General features: G+C 42.1%; 5 protein-coding genes. All 5 read left to right on the forward strand.

Annotation, left to right across the window (positions count from 1 at the left end):
- The first annotated feature begins 19 nt into the window (after nucleotides 1-19).
- Nucleotides 20-3,961 (forward strand): family 20 glycosylhydrolase, encoded by a 3,942-nt coding sequence (locus ACH8E3_RS04480; RefSeq protein WP_458631397.1) that lies wholly within the window; start codon nucleotides 20-22, stop codon nucleotides 3,959-3,961.
- 36 nt (nucleotides 3,962-3,997) lie between these two features.
- Nucleotides 3,998-4,720 carry a cohesin domain-containing protein gene (locus tag ACH8E3_RS04485; protein WP_458631398.1) on the forward strand — a complete coding sequence of 241 codons (723 nt, stop codon included), beginning with the start codon at nucleotides 3,998-4,000 and terminating at the stop codon, nucleotides 4,718-4,720.
- A gap of 58 nt (nucleotides 4,721-4,778) precedes the next feature.
- A complete protein-coding gene (locus tag ACH8E3_RS04490; protein WP_458631399.1) occupies nucleotides 4,779-10,205 on the forward strand; it encodes a glycoside hydrolase family 2 TIM barrel-domain containing protein in 5,427 nt (1,808 codons plus the stop codon).
- Nucleotides 10,206-10,361: 156 nt separating this feature from the next.
- Entirely contained in the window at nucleotides 10,362-14,468 is a 4,107-nt protein-coding gene (locus ACH8E3_RS04495; RefSeq protein ID WP_458631400.1) for a beta-N-acetylglucosaminidase domain-containing protein, read from the forward strand.
- A gap of 139 nt (nucleotides 14,469-14,607) precedes the next feature.
- Nucleotides 14,608-20,469: an Ig-like domain-containing protein gene (locus ACH8E3_RS04500; protein WP_458631401.1), complete on the forward strand. Its 5,862-nt coding sequence runs from the start codon at nucleotides 14,608-14,610 to the stop codon at nucleotides 20,467-20,469.
- The last annotated feature ends 15 nt before the right edge of the window (nucleotides 20,470-20,484 follow it).

The following is a 20,484-nucleotide window of genomic DNA, read 5'->3' on the forward strand; positions in this document are numbered from 1 at the left end:
ATTGAAAAGGTGTATGAGTATGATTATCACATGTATCTTGATTTTGTGTTCAATTCCAATACCGTCAGTTGGTGCTGCGGAAGGTGATATCAATGCTAAACCAAAGGTGATTCCTAGTCTACAAGAATGGACAGGGAGTACGGGTTCATTCGTGCTGACTTCGAACACAAGAATAGTATATTCGGATGTTGCATTGAAATCGACAGCCACTCAATTCACAACAGACCTGAAAGAAATGACGGGGCGAGATATTCCAATGGTAAGTGGAAATGAAGCAACAATAGGTGATTTTCTACTAACATTGAATACAAAAATAGACAGTACCATTGGTGATGAAGGGTATTATTTCGAAGTTGGAAATTACGTTACTATTCGTGCAAATACAAAAGCAGGGGTCTTCTACGGTACAAGAACAGCCTTGCAAATCTTAGAGCAAGATTCACAAAAGTCAAATATTGTGAAAGGGCATTCAAAGGACTTCCCCAAGTATCCAGTAAGAGGATTTATGTTGGATGTAGGACGTAAATTCATTTCAATGGATGACCTTAAGGAATATGTGAAGTTGATGTCCTACTATAAACTAAATGAGTTCCAGCTTCATTTAAGTGATAATGAACTATTCAGTGATTTGAACAGGGATGAGAACAGTTGGAGTAGATATGCTGCGTTTCGTCTGGAAAGTACAAAGTATCCAGAGTTGACGGCGAAAGATGGACATTATACGAAACAAGAATTTCGGGAGCTTCAAGATTTAGCAGCCATTCGAGGTCTAACAATTACGCCTGAGATTGATATGCCCAGTCATTCGCTTGCTTTCACCAAGGTGAGAAAGGATCTGGTACACCCCAATTTACCAATAGATCATCTAGATATTTCGCGACCGGAAACGATCGCGTTTGTGAAGGACATATGGGATGAATATTTGGATAGTGATTGGTTTGATACGGACCGAATTCATTTCGGTGGTGATGAATTCGATCGCAGAGATACGACTCAATTCGAGGTGTACAGAAAATTCCTAAATACAATGAATGCACATATCAAGAGTAAAAATAAAACAGCTCAAATGTGGGGAAGCCTTAGTCAATTCCCTGGGAACACCGTCGTGGATAACGATATTGTCATGAATGCTTGGAATAAAGGGTGGCAAAATCCGAAAGACGCCATAGCTCAAGGGTTCAAAATCATTAATACAGATGATGCCCAACTCTATATGGTACCTAAGGCCAACTATTATCACGACTATTTAGATAAGCAATGGTTGTTTAATAATTGGACTCCGACCTACTTCGGTGGAACTCACAATTTACAGGAAGGCGAACCCAACCTACTAGGCGGAATGTTTGCCTTGTGGAATGATAAGCTCGGAAGAGTAGTAAGTGCAGCCGAAATCGCTGACCGAGTGAATGATGCTGTACCCGTAATGGCAGAGAAGATGTGGAGAAGCCAATCGAGTGGTGCAACATTTGCTGAATTTAATAATTTAACTAGTGTGATTGGTGTAGGCCCAGGAGTAGACCTTTTTCGTGAGGTTAAATCGGTTGGAGATCTAGTAGTCCATTACCCATTTGAAGAAGGAGCTTCCCTTATAACTTCGGATCAGTCAGGTAATGCCTATGAAGGCACGTTAAAGAATGTGACCTGGTCAGATGCAGGCAAATCAGGAAAGTCCGTTGTGTTCAATGGAACGAGTGATCGAATTGTGACAGGCTTATCTTCTAAAGGACTACCATGGACTATTTCTGCTTGGGTGAAACTTGATGAAGGATTACAGGCCGATGAAATGATCTTTACAGAATCTAAAGATGGTGCATTGAAACTGAAACAAAGGGGTAGTGTGAATGCTGGGTTTACTCGCGAAGGTTATGATTACAACTTTAGTGTAGCTATTCCAACAGGCCGCTTTGTACACGTGGCTTTCCAAGGAGATTTAAGTGGCACTTCATTGTACATAGATGGGGAGCTGAAGAGTAAAGTATCCGATACAACGATACTCCCTATTGAAATGATCGGAGGTCAGAAGAACTCCTTTGTAGGATCGTTGGATGAATTCAAAATTTTCAATCGCGTATTAACGGCCAGTGAAATTGCTGTTGAAGCAGGATCACCTTCGTGGACGGTCAACATTGCATCTGGTAAACCAGCAACGGCCTCTTCACTAGAAGCACCTCAATTTACGGCTAATTTAGCCTTCGATGGTAATGGAACTACTCGTTGGTCCTCAGGTAAAACGGACAATGAATGGATATACGTGGATCTAGGGGCAGCGATGGATATCAAAAAGATTGTTCTGAAATGGGAATTATCATTCGCAAGAGGCTACAAAATCCAAGTCTCAGATGATGCCGTGTCTTGGCGTGATGTATTCTCGACGACTGCTGGTGCTGGTGGTGTGGAGAACATCACTTTAAAGAAAGCTGAAAATGCACGATATGTAAGAATGCTGGGTACCAAACGTGCGGGAACGTATGGCTTTTCCTTATATGAATTTGAGGTATATCAATCGAATCCGAATGACATTCCTCCCGTTCAGAATCCAATAAGATATGCAAGGGACTTTGAAGACAATTCGCTTGTGGGCTGGCAACAAATGACAGGAGTTAATGTTGGAAATATGTCCATCGTGGATGCTCCGGCGAATGCAAGTCTTCATGCATTGAAATTGACAGCCAATGGAGCAAGCAACGTGTTTGTAGATATGAATTCTCCGAATGTGCAAGACGGAGAGATTGAATTTAAAGTAACACCGCAGAGTACTGCTTTGCGTGAAGGTATTATTTTCCGGTATGTGGATAACAACGCTTGGGCTTCTATTGGATTTGATGGAGGTTCATGGTACTGGGTGAATGCGCAAGATAACTATGGATTGGTTACCAATAACCCAGCGGCAGCATTGCGTAATGGCGTGACTTCTACTGTTAAAGTGAAATATGAAGGTAGTAAAATTACGTTGATCGTGGACGGAACAACCTATTTCGAAGGTAATCTCTCAAGTCTTCCAACCGAGGCAGGTAAAATGGGAGCTCGTGTATTCGGTGCGTCGGTCGCGGTCTTCGATGATTTCGTATACGCCAATGATGTTGCTGAAGTGCCTGTAACTGGAGTTCAAGTGGATAAGAAGACAATTACGTTACAAGAAGGAGAAATGATGCAACTGTCTGCATTGGTTCTACCGGAATCCTCAACGAATAAAAAGGTTGCCTGGACTTCTAACAATGAAGCGGTAGCTAAGGTTGACGTTGTGGATGGAAAGGTCATTGTAACGGCCAAAGCGGCAGGAACTGCGGATATTACAGTGACTACGTTAGCAGGAGGTTTTACAGACACGAGTAGAGTGACTGTCCTTGCAGCTGCTACAACAGATCTTCCTTTATCGACATTAACTGCTCCAAGTACAGTTCAATATGGGGAGACTTTTATAGTTAATTATGGTCTTTCAAAAGTAGCGGAAGCAGTATATGCACAAGACATTTCGATTCAATACGATGTAACCCGAATGGAGCTTGTGTCCATTGATTCGTTGATTGATGGTGTAAGTGTCATAGAGAAGATTGAAAGTCCGGGATCTCTCCGTTTGATCTTTGCTAGTCAAGGTGGACTATATGGCATTTCAGGTGATGCACAAATCGTAAAACTAACCTTTAAGGCAAAGTCATCCTTAGAACCGGCGATCGGTACAATTGCTGTTGTAAAAGCTTTTATGGGTCATGGAAATGGCGTGGAGACAGACGCAGCACCTTCTTCTGCGAACATTGCATTTACAATTGCACCGGTAGAATTATCTCCAGATATTAATGGGGATGGCAAAGTAAGCATTGGCGATTTAGCGATCGTTGCAGCAAACTATGGTAAAACAAAAACAGATATCGCTTGGGAGCAAGTCAAGAAGGCAGATGTGAACGGCGATGGCAAGATTGATATCAACGATCTCGCGATCATTGCTCGCAAAATTCTGGAATAAGGAAAGAGTCGAATGAAATGACATGGAGGATACGTTATGAAACGCTCTAAATTTCTAAAAGTGATCACTCTAGCATTCGCACTAATGATTGGTTCAATAGGGCTTGTTGGTCTAAATACAGCATATGCGGATGACGTTGTTCCTCTTGTTGATCTTTCCACATTAACGACTACATTAACTGCGCCAAGCAAAGTGGAGTACAACAAGGAATTTAGCATTAATATGGGTCTTCAAGGTGTAACAAGAACGGTATATGCACAGGAAATTACGGTTCAATACGATGTTTCATTAATGGAATTTGTATCCGTGGAATCATTGATTGAAGGAGTAAGTATTATAGATTCTGTCGACCGTACTGGGTCGATACGATTAATTGTTGCTAGTTTAGGGGCAGGTCACGGGATTTCTACTGATACGGAAATAGCGACAATTCACTTTCGGGCGAAGGCATTGGATCATGCTGCAACTGGAGCGATTCAAGTCTTAACAGCCGTAGTCGGAGATGAGAATGGGTTTGAAACCGTTGCAGGTACTTCTTCTGTTGAGATTGCCTTCTACACAGCACCGGTAGAATTATCCCCGGACATCAATGGAGATGGCAAAGTGAGTATTGGAGATCTTGCTATCGTTGCATCGAACTATGGTAAGACAGAAGCAGATGTGGATTGGGATCAAGTAAAGCATATGGATCTCGATGGTGATAAGAAGATTGATATTGTTGAATTAACGATTATCGCTCGTCAAATTCTCGAAATGTAATGGAAAGATAACTGATCTAATGGAGTAGCACAATTAAATCAACTTTTGGAGGGCAAAAATGAAAATCAATTTAAGTTTTAGGCGGACTTTCTTATCTCTTTTATCTTTATTAATGATCTCGGCAAGCTTCTTAGAGACGGTCTCACTAGCTGCACCTACGAATGGATATCCAGAGTGGAATAATAATCCGGCTATCTTCCAAGAGAACCGTGAAAAGGCTCATACCTCTTTTATTCCCTACAAGGATACAGCATCTGCACTACAAGGTGCGGATATGATCTCAGCGATGCTCGAGAACCCATCATCGAATTACCAATCTTTAAATGGACAATGGCAATTCCATCTCGCCAATAATCCAGCTACACGTCCAGTTGATTTCTACCAAGATTCGTACAATACGAGTACATGGGATGAAATTAAGGTTCCAGGTGATTGGCAGTTGCAGGGTTACGACTTCCCCATTTATACGAACGTAACCTATCCATTCTGGGGCAATGGCAATAGTACAAATGTACAGCCACCATTCGCACCAACACAATATAATCCAGTTGGTTCATACAAACGAACATTTACCATCCCACAGAATTGGGATGGCAGACAGACATTCATCTCATTCCAAGGCGTAGAAAGTGCATTTTACGTCTGGGTGAATGGTCAGAAAGTCGGATACAGCGAGGATAGCTTTACGGCGAAAGATTTCAATATTACCCCATATCTAAAGGCAGGAGAGAACACGCTTGCGGTTGAGGTATACCGTTGGTCAGATGGCAGTTGGTTGGAGGATCAAGATTTCGTGAGGTTGAGCGGTATTATTCGCGATGTATACCTAGTCAACACACCTCCAGTTCATATTCGTGATTTCACCGTTGTGACGGATTTGGATTCTGAATATAAGGATGCAACATTGAATTTGAGTGTTGATGTTCACAATTATGTGACAGACGCAGATCCAGGGGCACATCAGGTAGAAGCTATGCTCTATGATGCGAACGACCAACAGGTATTTACGCAACCTGTCGTCATGAATGTCGATGTCAATGGTCATTCCGAAGTACAAGTGAGTGGATCTAAGCTTGTTGTGAATCCATTGAAATGGTCTGCGGAAGACCCGAATCTGTATACACTTGTATTCAGTCTGAAGGATGCAGGTGGCAGTGTGATCGAGGCTGCTGGAACACGTGTTGGATTCCGGGAGTTCGAGATCGAACTTATGCCTGACGGTTCCAATAAACAACAAATGAAGCTCAATGGTAAGCCGATCCTACTCAAGGGTGTTAATCGTCACGAAACAAGCCCTGACACAGGTCGCACATTAGATATTGGACTTATGGTTCAAGATATTGAATTGATGAAGCAATTTAATATCAATGCCGTACGTACGTCCCACTATCCGAATCATCCGTTCTGGTATGACTTGGCTAATAAATATGGTGTGTACATTTTAAATGAAGTGAATCTCGAAACACACGGCGTAAGAGCTACAGTTCCTACGAATAAAGTGGAGTGGTTGGACAATATTAAGGATCGCTCAGCTAGCCTAGTAGAAAGAGATAAGAATCATCCTTCTGTCTTGATTTGGTCTTTGGGAAATGAGGCAGGACAGGGTTCGAATTTCATTGCTCAATCGGAGTATATCCGCAGTCTTGATCCAACAAGACCTATTCATTATGAAGGATACAATGATAAGCGTGTAACGGATATGGTCAGCGACATGTACGCAGGTGTTCCATATTTGGAAACCTACGCAAAGAGTAGCGACCCAAGACCATATATTCTTTGTGAATATGCACATGCTATGGGGAATAGCGTAGGAAATCTGCAAGAGTATTGGGATGTTATTCGTAAATACCCGAATTTGCAAGGTGGATTTATCTGGGATTGGGTAGATCAAGCTGTACGTACGAAGACGCCATCGGAAAGAACATATGTAACGGATACGGCTCATTCTTTTGAAGCGAATTATACGGGGGAAATCGTTGGTTCTGATGGCAGTGTAACGGGCGTTCTCCAACCCAAGAAGATGACTTCTCCGACGGTTACCTTTCCAAATGACCCTAAATTCAACCTTACAGGTTCTTTGACACTGGAAGCTTGGATTAAGCCATTATCGAACATTGCGAACAGTCCTATCATCACGAAGGGTGATACGCAATTCTCATTAAAGATGAACGGTACGAACAAATTGGAAGTATTCATCTACCGTAACGGGACATGGAACTCAGCGATCGCTGATCTACCTTCCAATTGGCTGAATAACTGGCATCATGTAGCGGGTACCTATGATGGAGTGGAACTGAAGCTGTATCTTGATGGTCAATTCGTTGCCACCAAAGCTGTAACAGGCGCTCTTACTGCTAATGCCTTCCAATTAGCTATCGGGAAGGATACGCAACTAAACAGAACTTCAAGTATGAGCTTTGACAAAGTACGTGTATACAACCGAGGTTTAACTTTGGCGGAGCTCAATGACACAACTCGAACGAAAGACGATAGTGCAGTGATATGGATGGATTTCAACACGAGTGACGCAAAGTCGGAAGCTCTTGTTTCGCAGGAGTATTTTGCCTACGGTGGAGACTTCGGAGATTCCCCGAATGATGGGAACTTCATGGCTAATGGCCTGATCTCTGCTGACCGAACCGTGCAACCAGAATTATGGGAAGTTAAACAGGTATATCAAGACATTCATGCGAAAGCAGTAGATCTTAATACAGGTAAGATTGAGATCAAGAATGAATTCTTATTTGCAAATGTCAATGAATACGAGGCATCTTGGGAATTGAAAGCAGATAATAAAGTTATTCAGCAAGGAGTCATCGACGCAACACAGTTAAATATCGAAGGATTGACGACGAAACAACTGACGGTTCCTTATACGATGCCTGTAGCAGAACTGGGCGTAGAATACTGGCTTAACATTAGCTTCAAGTTGAAGTCAGACACCTTATGGGCAAAGGCTGGTCATGAAATCGCGAAGCAACAATTTAAGCTTCCGATTGATGCGAGTTCAGCGATAGCTGAAGATATTGGCGCAATGTCAGAATTAGTTGTAGAAGAACTTGCTACGCAAGTAAAGATTACAACAAATGATATGGATCTTAATTTTAATAAATCAACGGGAACGATCGATTCATTCCGTTTTAAAGGGATGAACCTCATTGAGGAAGGACCTGCACCTCATTTCTGGAGAGCCCCGATTGATAACGATAAAGGAAATCAACATGCTACAAGAACAGCGACTTGGAAAAATGCAGGTAAGAATAGAAGTGTTACGAGTGTTAATGTTTCGAAGATAGGTGCAAAGGTCGTTAAAATCGATGTCGTTGGCCTATTGCCAACAACAACAGCTTCTACATTCAAAACGTCTTACACCATCTTCGCTAATGGAGATATTGAAGTCGTGAATGAAATGAAACCAGGTGCAAGTAATTTGCCTGAGATTCCAGAGGTAGGCAATATTATGACGATACCTCAACAGTTCGAGAATATAGACTGGTATGGCCGCGGACCTGTGGAGAACTATCAGGATCGCAATAGCGGATCAGACGTTGGTCAGTACAGAAGTACTGTAAATGATCAATTCTTCCCTTATATCCAACCGTCTGAAACAGGAAATAAAACTGATGTTCGTTGGGTTGCGTTGACGAACAATGATGGTGCTGGCTTAATGGCCATTGGTGCACCAACGATGGAAGCGAATGCTCTACATTACACACCGTTTGATTTAGATGGACCTAAACATCCTCATGAATTGAATTATCGTAATGACATTACGCTACGCCTCAATTATAAACAAATGGGCGTTGGCGGTGATAATAGTTGGGGAGCTAAACCACATGCTCCATATATGTTGTATTCCAATAAGGACTATAGCTATAGCTATAAGCTTAGACCGATTCCTGCGAATACCACAGATCTTATGGCATTAAGTAAGTTGGTTACAACCGTTCAACTCGTTCAGTCCATCAAAGTAGATGGTGTAACGCTAGATGGATTTGATTCGAAGAAATTCAACTATACGTACAATGTTCAGCGTGGCACGACGAAAGTGCCAACGGTTACCGTTGTTCCAAGTAGTGCGAGTGTCAATGTTCAGATGACCCCCGCATCTGATTTGACGGGCAAGACGATCATCACTGTATCATCAGCTGACGGTCTAATCACTGAGACTTATGAAATTCAATTCCGTATTGTGGATCATTTCTTGAGCGATATGGATTGGGTCAGTGCTACAACGGGTTGGTTGAACGTACAGAAAGATAAGAGCATTGATGGAAATCCAATTACTTTACGTGGAGCTAACGGGGCAGTTACCTACAAGAAGGGGATTGGAACACATGCCAATTCTGAGGTGATTTATGATCTTACAGGTAAAGACTTCATCACCTTCCTAGCAACGGTTGGAGTCGATCAGGAGGCGATTGGAACAGCCGCTGATCGTAACACGATTGTCTTCCAAGTATTCCTCGATGGTGTGAAAGCCTATGATAGCGGCAAGATGAAGAATACGACCGTAGCCAAAGATATTGAACTAGATGTGACAGGTGTTCGTGAATTAAAGCTTGTTGTTACCGACTCTGGTGATGGAAATTCAGAAGATCATGGAGATTGGGCCGATGCTAGACTTGTGAAAGCCGCAGTTGTAGCACCGTCTGTAGGTCTCCACATTGCAGGACCGACAGAAGCGAATTCTGGAGCGAACTTTGAATTAACATATGGCTTAGGTGATATTACGCATGAAGCGTATGGTCAGGATTTAACCTTCACGTATGATTCAAATCAGTTGGAGTTCATCTCGGCGGAGCAATCCAATGTGGATAACCAAATTATTGAGACACTTAGTACGTTAGGTAAGGTACGACTTATTCTTGCGAATATGAACGGAGAACAGGTAACAGGAGACATCTTGAAGCTGAACTTCAAAGCGAAAGCAAGTGATGTGTCTGCAAAGACTACGGTGACACTATCTAAAGTGGTCATTGCAAACGGTCTTGGTGTAGAGAAGGAGCTTGATGGCGCTTCGCATGATATTCAAATCAATCAAGTACAGAACAATGTAGATAAAGCTTCTCTCATTCAATTGGTTGCTAATGCACAGACCAAGTTCGCTTCCGCTGTAGAGGGTACAGAAGCTGGTCAATATCCAATTGGAAGCAAAGCTACACTTCAAGCAGCGATTGCGAAAGCGCAAGGCGTTGTTAATAACACTAACGCTACGCAAGAGCAGGTAGACCAAGCGTATACCGAATTGAATGTTGCCCTAAATGCATTTGTTGATTCTGTGAATCCAGAAACTTCGGTACCATCAGCAGATGTTAATGGTGATGGAAAGATCTCCATTGGCGATCTAGCTATGGTAGCAGCTGCATATGGCAAGAAACTGGGAGATGCAGATTGGAATCAATACAAGAAGTTGGATGTTATCAAGGATAACAAAATAGATATTGCTGATCTAGCATTCGTAGCAAGCAAAATCTTAGAGTAGATTAAGAGCGTACAGTATGGCTAACTCGAGATGCATGATGTAGTAAATTACATCATGCATCTCGTCTTTCAATGTGCATCCGAATATACATGGCTGACGGAAACATAATAGAGCTTCACATTTGAATCGAATGTGAACTTAGGGAGTGAAATTTCGATGGGCAAAAGATTAATAAGCTTGTTAACAGTCATTGTTATCTTAGTAAGTATGTATACCATTCCTGTAAGTGTTGAAGCATCAAGTCTTGATACACAAACTAAAGTCTCAGCAACGCTTAGTCCTTATGAAATTTATCCTATACCGCAGGGACAATCCTATGGCGGAAGCAATTTTACCATCACCGATGATGTAAACCTTGTTATAGAAGGAGATATCGATGAATCTACACGAAATTTCCTCAATAACATCCTGTCATCCAAATCGATCCATGCTACAAAATCGGATGCAGTAGTATCAAATAAAACGAATATCTTACTCGGCATAAACAAATCAAACGGGTATGTGGACACTTATGCTAAGGCTAATATCACATATAATGCTTTAACTTTTAACAAGCAAGACGCATATGTCTTGGATATAGACAATACGTCAGCACAAGCGGGTAATATCGCTATTATTGGTGCGGATACAGATGCGGTGTACTACGGGTTAGCAACCTTAAAGATGATCGTGGATCAGATGCCTGGGAAGAATATTCAGACTGTAAAATATGAAGATTATGCCGATGCGAAGTGGAGAGGATTCATCGAAGGCTTCTATGGTTTTCCTTGGTCTCATGAGGACCGTATTAGCTTGATGCGATTTGGTGGACAAATCAAAATGAATTCATATATATTCGCTCCTAAAGATGACCCGTATCATAATTCAGCATGGAGAACGCTATATCCAGCAGCAGAATTAGCAAAGGTTAAGGAACTAGTTGATGTAGGACATGAATCTAAAACGCAATTTATTTGGGCGATTCATCCTGGTTTTAGCATGATTAATTGGAACAATTATGATACAGAGTTAAATACTTTATTGACTAAGCTTGACCAATTGTACAGTGTTGGTGTTCGTCAATTTGGCTTGTTCATGGATGACATTAGCACCTCGCAATCGTTAACGGACAAAGATAAGCATGTCAAGCTCGTCACCGATGTGGCGAACTGGGTTACTTCCAAATCTGATGTGAAATCATTAATTTATTGTCCTCCGTATTACAATCAGGCATGGACTGGAGAAAGTGGGAAGCCATATTTGCAAGCTTTAAGAGCTGTCCCAGCCAATGTAGAAATTATGTGGACAGGAAAAGATGTAATTGGAAGCGTTAACGTTACGGATAATCAGTGGGCTAAGAATGAGATCGGAAGAGATCCTTATATTTGGCTTAATTATCCGGTCAACGGATATAAGAAGAATAGACTTTTATTAGGTCAGGTCGAGATGCTACAACCGAACACTCATAATTTCTCGGGTATTGTTTCCAATCCGCTAGAACAGGCGGAACTATCCAAGGTAGCCTTGTTCGGAGTCGCAGATTACACATGGAACGTAGATGATTTCAATAAAGAACAGAGTTGGGTTGATTCCTTCAAGTATATTGCACCAGAGGTTGCTTCTGAGTACAACATTATTGCACATCATATGAGTGATCCATCTCCGAATGGGCGTGGTGTTGTATTTGACGAATCGGAGAAATTGAAAGCTAAGTTGGAGACGTTTTTAAGTGCATATTCGAATGGAGCTTCCGTGTCTGGAATTGGAAGTGAGCTCATAGGAGAGTTCGATCAAATTGTAAGCGCTATTCAAGGGTTTAAAGCGAAGAATCAGAATCAGAACTTATTGGATGAGATCGATCCTTGGCTCAATTGTCTAAGGCTTGTCGTACTGTCTGATAAATACGTGGTTCAATCCGTCATGGCACTGGAGAACGATGATAAGAATGGGGCATGGGAGGCGCTAGCCAAGGCAACTAATGCCATGACCGAATCACAGAAGTTCACAAGGGCTGTAATTGACGATAAGCCTCAAATCGTTGAAGCAGGCTCGAAGCGCTTAGTTCCTTTTGCTAATGAATTGATTCAGAAGCTGGATGCGAAAATTTATTCCTCTCTAGATCCTACCTTTATCACGTCCCTAGCGATGAGTTCTTATGGCGCACCTGCGGCATTAAAGAACATGGTAGACGGAAACCTCAGCACTTATTACTATAATCAGACGATTCAAAAGAATGGTGACTGGTATGGAATTGATTTTGGAAAGTCTGTCAAAGTGAATGATATTGCAATTATCCAAGGTAGAACCAATACAGACCAAGATATTTTTCAGCGGGGTGTGTTGGAATACTCCATAGACGGGTTAAGTTGGACTGCTATTGGTGAGGAAAGATCAGGCTATCGAATATCTGTCAAAGGGCTTGATATGGATGCTAGATTTGTTAGATATCGCTTGACGCATGCCGGAATTCCTGGGGGAAAGCCTGATCTGTGGACAGCGGTAAGAGAATTTACAGTGAATTCGGAATATGGAAAAGCGGGAATTTACAGTAATGTACTTGCGCTAGCCGAAGTACCCGTGGAGTCATCAGCTGAAGGTGTTAATCTCTCAAATGTGAGTAATATTACATTGGAACCATCCCAATATGTTGGGATTAAGTTATCCTCTATTGAGAATATCTCGGGAATTACCGTGAGTCGTTCTAATGATGGGGCGATATTGGAATCATCGAAGAACGGGGTGGAATGGCAGGTGGTCTCACCGGGAAGTAGCATATATCCGACTGCAGCCTACTTCAGACTCGTTAATAAAAGCGATCAGCAAATCACATTCAATTTAACATCATTGCAGGTGAAATTTCAAAAGCTCGTCGATCCTGTTATCACTCATAATTATGAGAGTGTATATGAAGGCAACTTGGCTTCGGTATATGACGGAAAGATAGATGCGAAAGTATGGTTTAGAGGAAGACAAACTCCTGGAAGATTTGTTCAAGTCGATATGGGTGGTGTAGTAGATGTGCAGAACGCTGCTGTTGTCATCAACGATGGTGAAACGGATTATTTCCGTCAGGGCAGCCTTCAATTATCGGTTGACGGCGTTAACTGGGAGACGATTCATACCTTTGAAAACCCAGCGGATATAAGTCTGAATTTCCCTGAACATGTCGCTCCATATCGCTATAAGAGAGTGCAGGTTGATCATAAACCAGCTAGATTTATCAGGTTGTATACAACGGTCGACAGAGCAGGATGGCTTTCCCTGAATGAAATTCTAGTTAACGAAGGTATTGAGAAACTAGGAATGGAAAGTCCAGTCATACAGTCACAGCCACTTGGTGCATTAGGTAATGAGGCGATCTATGCAGCGGATCAACAATTATCAACTTACTATACACCTATAGGTAATTCACTTTCAGGTTCATTGAATTATAAGGTGTTCAAGCATACGGAGCTGAGTCAAATTATTATTCTGCAAAGTCCTACGGCTATCTCCAATGCTATCGTATCGATTAGGGATGAAGCGGGTTGGCACCAAGTCGGCCAACTATCACAAGGATACAACGTAATTAATACTTCTGCTTACGCGCATGTATTAGAGATGAAGTTGGAATGGTCTGGGGCTGTGCAACCTATTATCCATGAGATTATTCCAATTCAACGAGACGTTGAGGTCGTTCTGCCAGGAGTGCTAACGACGGTATTATCGGCACCAAGCATGGTTGCTGGAGGCACACCATTTGATGTTCAATTCGGACTGAAAAGCGTGACGCAATCGGTATATGCACAGGATATCACGGTCAATTATGATCCGGTAGTAGTGACTTTCAAGTCTGTAAAGTCCTTAAAGGATGGGGTTAAATTAGTAACAATGGACGATGATACTCCTGGTCTAATTCGATTTATTGTGATTAGCGAAGGCCCTGACCATGCCGTTACTGGTGATGCGCAACTCCTTGAACTGAGCTTTGAGGCGAAGGTATTGGCTCAACAGGTCATGAGTTCAATATCAGTATCAAGTGCAATACTCGCTGATGGTGAGGGGAAGGAAACCGAGGCGGCAGTGTCCTCTGTTCAAATACAAGTTACAAAGGAGAACGGCATTCCAGGTGACGTGAATCAGGACAATAAAGTAACGATTGGTGATCTAGCGATTGTTGCAGTCCATTACGGCAAGGACTCTAACAGTCCGGACTGGCAGCAAGTGAAGAATGCAGACGTTAATCGAGATGGTCGAATCAATATTGAGGATTTAGCACTTGTGGCGAGGAAGATTGTAGAGTAAACATATGCGCTTCGTTGTACTTATGTGCTTAAGCATCTCGAAGTTCAGAGTGGGATGCATAATTGGCAGAGGATAGGGTTACTTCAGTATTCCTATCCTCTAATTATAACTATCAATACTAATTATATGGAGGTTCCAAATGCGACAAAAACAATGGTTCCAAAGAGGTACGGCGATTTGTATTATGACAGCTATGTTGTTTACTAGTTTCACTATTCCTACCAATGCTAGTCAATCTGAACCACCTCAAGTTGGCGAAAACCCAACCCTCATTAACACCATTGAATCCACGTCAGAGCGTCGTATTAATTTCAATGACGATTGGCGCTTCCAACGAGAAACGAATGGCAGTATAACAGGAGCACAAGCACCAAGCTTTAATGATAGTGCATGGCGACAATTGAATGTACCCCATGATTGGAGTATTGAACTTGATTTCAATGCTAGTTCACCAGCTACGCATGAAGGGGGATATCTAGACGGAGGAATTGGTTGGTACCGCAAGACATTTACCGTTCCGCCGTCCATGGAAGGAAAACAAATCTCCATTGACTTCGATGGCGTGTATATGAACAGCACGACCTATCTGAATGGTCAATTATTAGGTACATATCCATATGGATATAATGCATTCTCTTACGATATTTCTAACCTTATCTATACCGATGGTAGAGAAAACGTACTTGCAGTAAAGGTGAACAATACGCAACCTAGCAGTCGTTGGTATTCGGGAAGCGGGATTTACAGAAATGTCTATCTAACCGTAACCAATCCTATTCATGTTGCAAGATACGGTACCTTTGTAACGACACCTGATTTAGAGAGCGATTATAAATTGGGGAAAGCCGATGTGAACATCCAGACGAAGATCAAAAATGATTCAAGTGCATCTGCTTCTGTGAAAGTGAAATCTACGATTTATGATGCGGATGGTACAGTCGTGTCGACAGTTGAGTCAGGGGAAACTTCAGCCGCCCCCGGCGTAGTTACAACTGTTGAAGATCATGCAGCAATTCAAAATCCTACGCTATGGAGTACCAACAATCCTTACAGATACAACTTAGTTACCGAGGTTATTGTCGGCGGACTAACGGTGGATAAATACGATACGCGTTTTGGAGTTAGATATTTCAAGTTCGATCCTAACGAAGGATTCTCACTCAACGGCCAATACATGAAGTTACATGGCGTATCCATGCACCATGATCAGGGTGCGCTTGGAGCCGTAACGAATGACCGAGCGGTAGAACGGCAAATGCAGATCATGAAGGATATGGGTGTGAATGCGATTCGAAGCACTCACAATCCGGCTTCACCTGAATTGTTGGAAGCCGCGAATAACTTAGGTCTACTTGTCATTGAAGAAGCCTTTGATGCTTGGAATCAGGGGAAGAAATCACAAGACTACAGCAGATTTTTCTCCACATGGGCAGAACATGATATAAAAGAAATGGTGGACAGAGGTAAGAATGAGCCATCGATCATCATGTGGTCCTTAGGAAATGAAATTTATGATACAACAAGCGCAAATGGCGTTACGACGGCCCGCAATTTAGTTCAATGGGTGAAAGAAATAGATACAACTCGTCCAACAACCATTGGTGAAGACAAAACGAGAGGCGATAAAGTGAATGTCACAGCCATAAATCCTTTTGTGAAACAAATATTCGATTTAGTGGACGTTGTAGGATTGAACTACAGTGAAAATAATTATACTGGCTATCATAATCAGAATCCGAATTGGATCATTTACGGAGCAGAGACATCATCTGCAACACGTTCAAGAGGCGTATACACACACCCAAATACCTATAATCAAAGTACAACGTACTCAGATTATCAACAATCTTCTTATGATAACGATTTTGTAGGCTGGGGAAGAACGGCAGAAGATGCTTGGAAAAGAGAAAGAGATCTAAAGCATATTGCAGGTCAATTCATATGGACTGGATTCGATTATATCGGCGAACCTACACCATACTATAATTCTTTTCCTGCCAAAAGCTCCTATTTCGGCGCTGTGGATACGGCAGGATTACCCAAAGATATCTTCTATTATTACCAAAGCCAATGGAAGTCTGAGCCAATGGTTCATCTACTTCCGCATTGGAATTGGACAGCTGGTGAATCAGTTCGCGTCTTAGCGTATACCAATGCATTTAAGGTTGAATTGAAGCTGAATGGCGTCTCATTAGGAGAGCGCAGTTATGTGAACAAAACAACCTCTGGTGGAACACCTTACAAAGAAACATCTGCTGGAAAAACATATCTAGAGTGGGCAGTTCCTTTCAGTAAAGGTACTCTAGAGGCGATTGCAATGGACGAAGCAGGAAACATCATTGCTAAAGATGAGGTAGTAACTGCGGGAGCACCTGCTGCCGTGAGATTAACGGCGGATCGAAATGTCATTACAGCCGATGGTAAGGATTTATCCTACATTACCGTAGATGTTGTAGATAGTCATGGAATTGTCGTGCCTACTGCAGACCATCTTGTGAATTTCACACTCTCTGGTAGTGGGCAACTTGTAGGTGTTGATAATGGTAATGCATCGAGTGTGGAGAGATATAAAGATAATAAACGGAAAGTATTCAGTGGAAAGGCAATTGCCATCATTCAATCCAATAAGAATTCTGGAGAAATCACACTAAACGCATCATCTACTGGACTAGTTGGTGATTCTGTCCATGTATTTACCGTGAAGTCTACCGATAACACTGAACAGACTGTAGCCGGAATTGAGAGTATTAATATTGCGACACAAGTAAATGAAGTGCCTGAATTACCAACTAAAGTGAAGGTGTATTACAGCGATTCATCCGTGCTAACGAAAGATGTGACATGGGATACAATAGAGCCTTCGCAGTATAGCCAACTTGGTAAATTCATTGTCGAAGGTACGATTGAAGGAATAACAACTAGAGCAGTTGCCACGGTAACGGTTATGGGCGTAGTAGCCATAAAGCCTGTTGCAATCGTTACAAAAGTTGGAGTTATTCCGACCTTGCCAACCCAAGTAAGCCTACTGTATAGCGATAATTCTCTAAAGAATGTTCCTGTGACTTGGGAAGCCATTCCAACAGGTACAGTAGATCAGGTAGGAGATTTTGTCGTTGAAGGTAGTGTAGCTGAGACGAGTTTGAAAGCTAAGGCCAATATTAGGGTCACAAGTGAAAGTCAGTTAGTCAATATCATGTTACGTCAAAATGGCTCCACTTATCCGTTAATCGAAGCTACATATACCGGAAATGGAGATAATCTCAATGCCATTAATGACGGTATCAAAAGTTACAATGAGAGTCCTAAAAATAGATGGACGAATTGGAGCCAATCCGCTCGTGATGCAGGTGATACGATCACGGTGAACTTTGGAAAGTCCTATGCCATTAATAATTTAGATTTATTTGTATTTACAGATTCAGGTACTGTCGTTCCAGGTGTAGTAACGGTGCAGTATTGGAATGGTACTGCTTGGGCCAATGTTACGAATCAAACGCAACCCTCTCCTTTTGTCGTACAGAAGAATGCGATTAAGTTCGACACCGTGACAACGGATAAGCTGAAATTCCATATGAAGGCATCACAAATAGGCAAATTCTCGGCTTTGACAGAAGTTGAGGTGTATACAGAACAGATGGCTATGGCAACAACAGCTAATCTTAGTGAAATCACCATTAATGATGTAGCCTTACCAGAATTCAGCGCAAGCAAACGGGACTATAAACTCAGATTACCTTATGGCAGCTCACTACCTAACATAAAGGCAACAGGAGCAGATCATGCAACGGTTATGATCCTTCCGGTACTATCACTGCCAGGAGTAGCGAAGATTTATGTGACTTCAGAGAATGGACTCATAAGTTCCGAATACAGCATTGAAGTGACAACAGAAGAACCCAAGCTTGTATCCACGGAGCTTGTCGTAACCACAACCCAAATTGTGGAGGACGATATCGTTGATTTGAAGGTTAATGGGACGCTAGAAAATGGCGCTGTTGTGGATTTAACCAAGTCGAATCCGACATTTGCTAGTGATAATAACAATATTAGAATTGAGAATGGCAAGCTGTACGCACTGCATGAAGGTGAAGCAAATGTCACAGCAACAGTTACGTATAACGGAACTACGCTGATCACACCAACAATGACCTTTATCATTGCGAAGAATGCAGCAGATAAAGTCATTCAGAGTTTGAATGAGGTTAACATTGTTGTGGGTATGGGAGTTGCTCCTGTGCTACCTGACAAGGTCATCGCCAATTATAATACAGGACTTCCTTTGGAAGTATCCGTCGTATGGGAACCCATCCAACCTTCCCAATATGGGAAGTTAGGCGAATTTACGGTATTAGGTAGTGTAGTGGGGACAACGAATAAAGCAAAAGCAAAGGTTATCGTCAAAGGCGCAGTAGGTGTGGAACATATCTCAATGGCTGTATTGCGTAATCAAAAGCCTAACTTACCTCAAAACGTGACAGTCTACTTCAGTGATGGAACACAAGAATTAAAATCGGTTACATGGGGACAAATACCAAGCAATACGTTGGATTCGATAGGAACATTCGAGCTTAATGGTTCAGTGGATAGTGTCAACCTAAACACGAAAGCGAGTATTCGCGTAACGGATACGATAGGTAACACGCTTAATATCAGTAGAGCGAAGAATGGCTACGATTATCCTAAAGCAGAGGCTTCCTTCACGAATAAAGGTGATGGTTCGCAGGACAGAATTGAAGCGATAAATGATAGTATCATTTCTTATAACGATACGCCACAGAATCGCTGGTCGAACTGGCAAAGAACCCCTCGTCTAAGTGATTGGGTATCCATCACATTTGGCGACTTCGAGCCAGTCGAGCATGATGTAGACAATATGGACATTCATTGGTTCTCAGACTTTGGCACCGCAGTTCCAGCTAGTCTCAAGATCAAATATAAATCTGGAGATAACTGGCTGGATGTAACGAATTTAATTAGCGATCCATCTATACCGATAGCGGGATCTGGTAATCATTACTCATTCGATATGGTCAGGACTTCTGCATTGAAAGTGGAAATGATCGCACAATCAGGAAAGAGTCTAGCGATAACAGAAGTGAATGTTCTCACCAAAACAGCTGTTGCGAACAGTGAGCCAACGGTAACGGATATTCAAGTAGATGGTAAAAGCATTATTGGTGCCTTTATTCAAACGGGTGACCATTATGAATACCATGCCAAAATCAAAAATGGTAACGCTATGCCACAAGTGACTGCAACAGGTACAGACAACACAAGCATAACGATAGTACCCGGAATTTCGCTTCCTTCTGTTGCCAAGGTTATAGCAAGATCAGAAGATGGCAAAAAAACAACCGTCTATCAAATTCATTTCAGCCAAGAAGTGGAGGAGATTCCAGATCAATTAAGCATTTCTTTGGAAGGACCAACAACTGTGCAATCCGAAGGGTTGTTCACGGTCGATGTTGGATTACAACACGTAACAACGCCATTGCAAGCCGAGGACATCATTGTTCGTTATGATGCGGATAAATTCGAGTTTGTTGAAGCGGTATCCAAGTTGGCACATGTCCAATTAGTAGAAGTATCCACCAAGATTCCAGGTGAAGTACATCTAATCGCTGCAAGTACGGGTACAGATCAGGTGTTAAACACAGATGGGGCAATTTTCGAGATGACATGGCGAGCGAAGCTTGTAGATCAACGAATTTCAGGTGTCATCGAAGTTAAGCAATCGATCGTTAGTGATTCACAGGGAAATGAGATGAATACAGCGCTCAAATCCATCACGATCGAAATTACGCCGACCATTATTTCAGGTAATCCAGATGTAAACGGTGATGGTAAAGTGAGCATCGGAGATTTAGCCATGGCAGCTGCACATTATGGCAAGACAGTTGATAGTCCTGATTGGAATCTCATTAAGAGAGCAGATATCAATGGAGATGGGAAAATAGGAATAGAAGATCTCGCAGCAATTGCTGTGAAAATTCTAGAGTAAGTTCGATTTGCAGGT

This window comes from Paenibacillus sp. CMAA1364 (assembly GCF_054373195.1).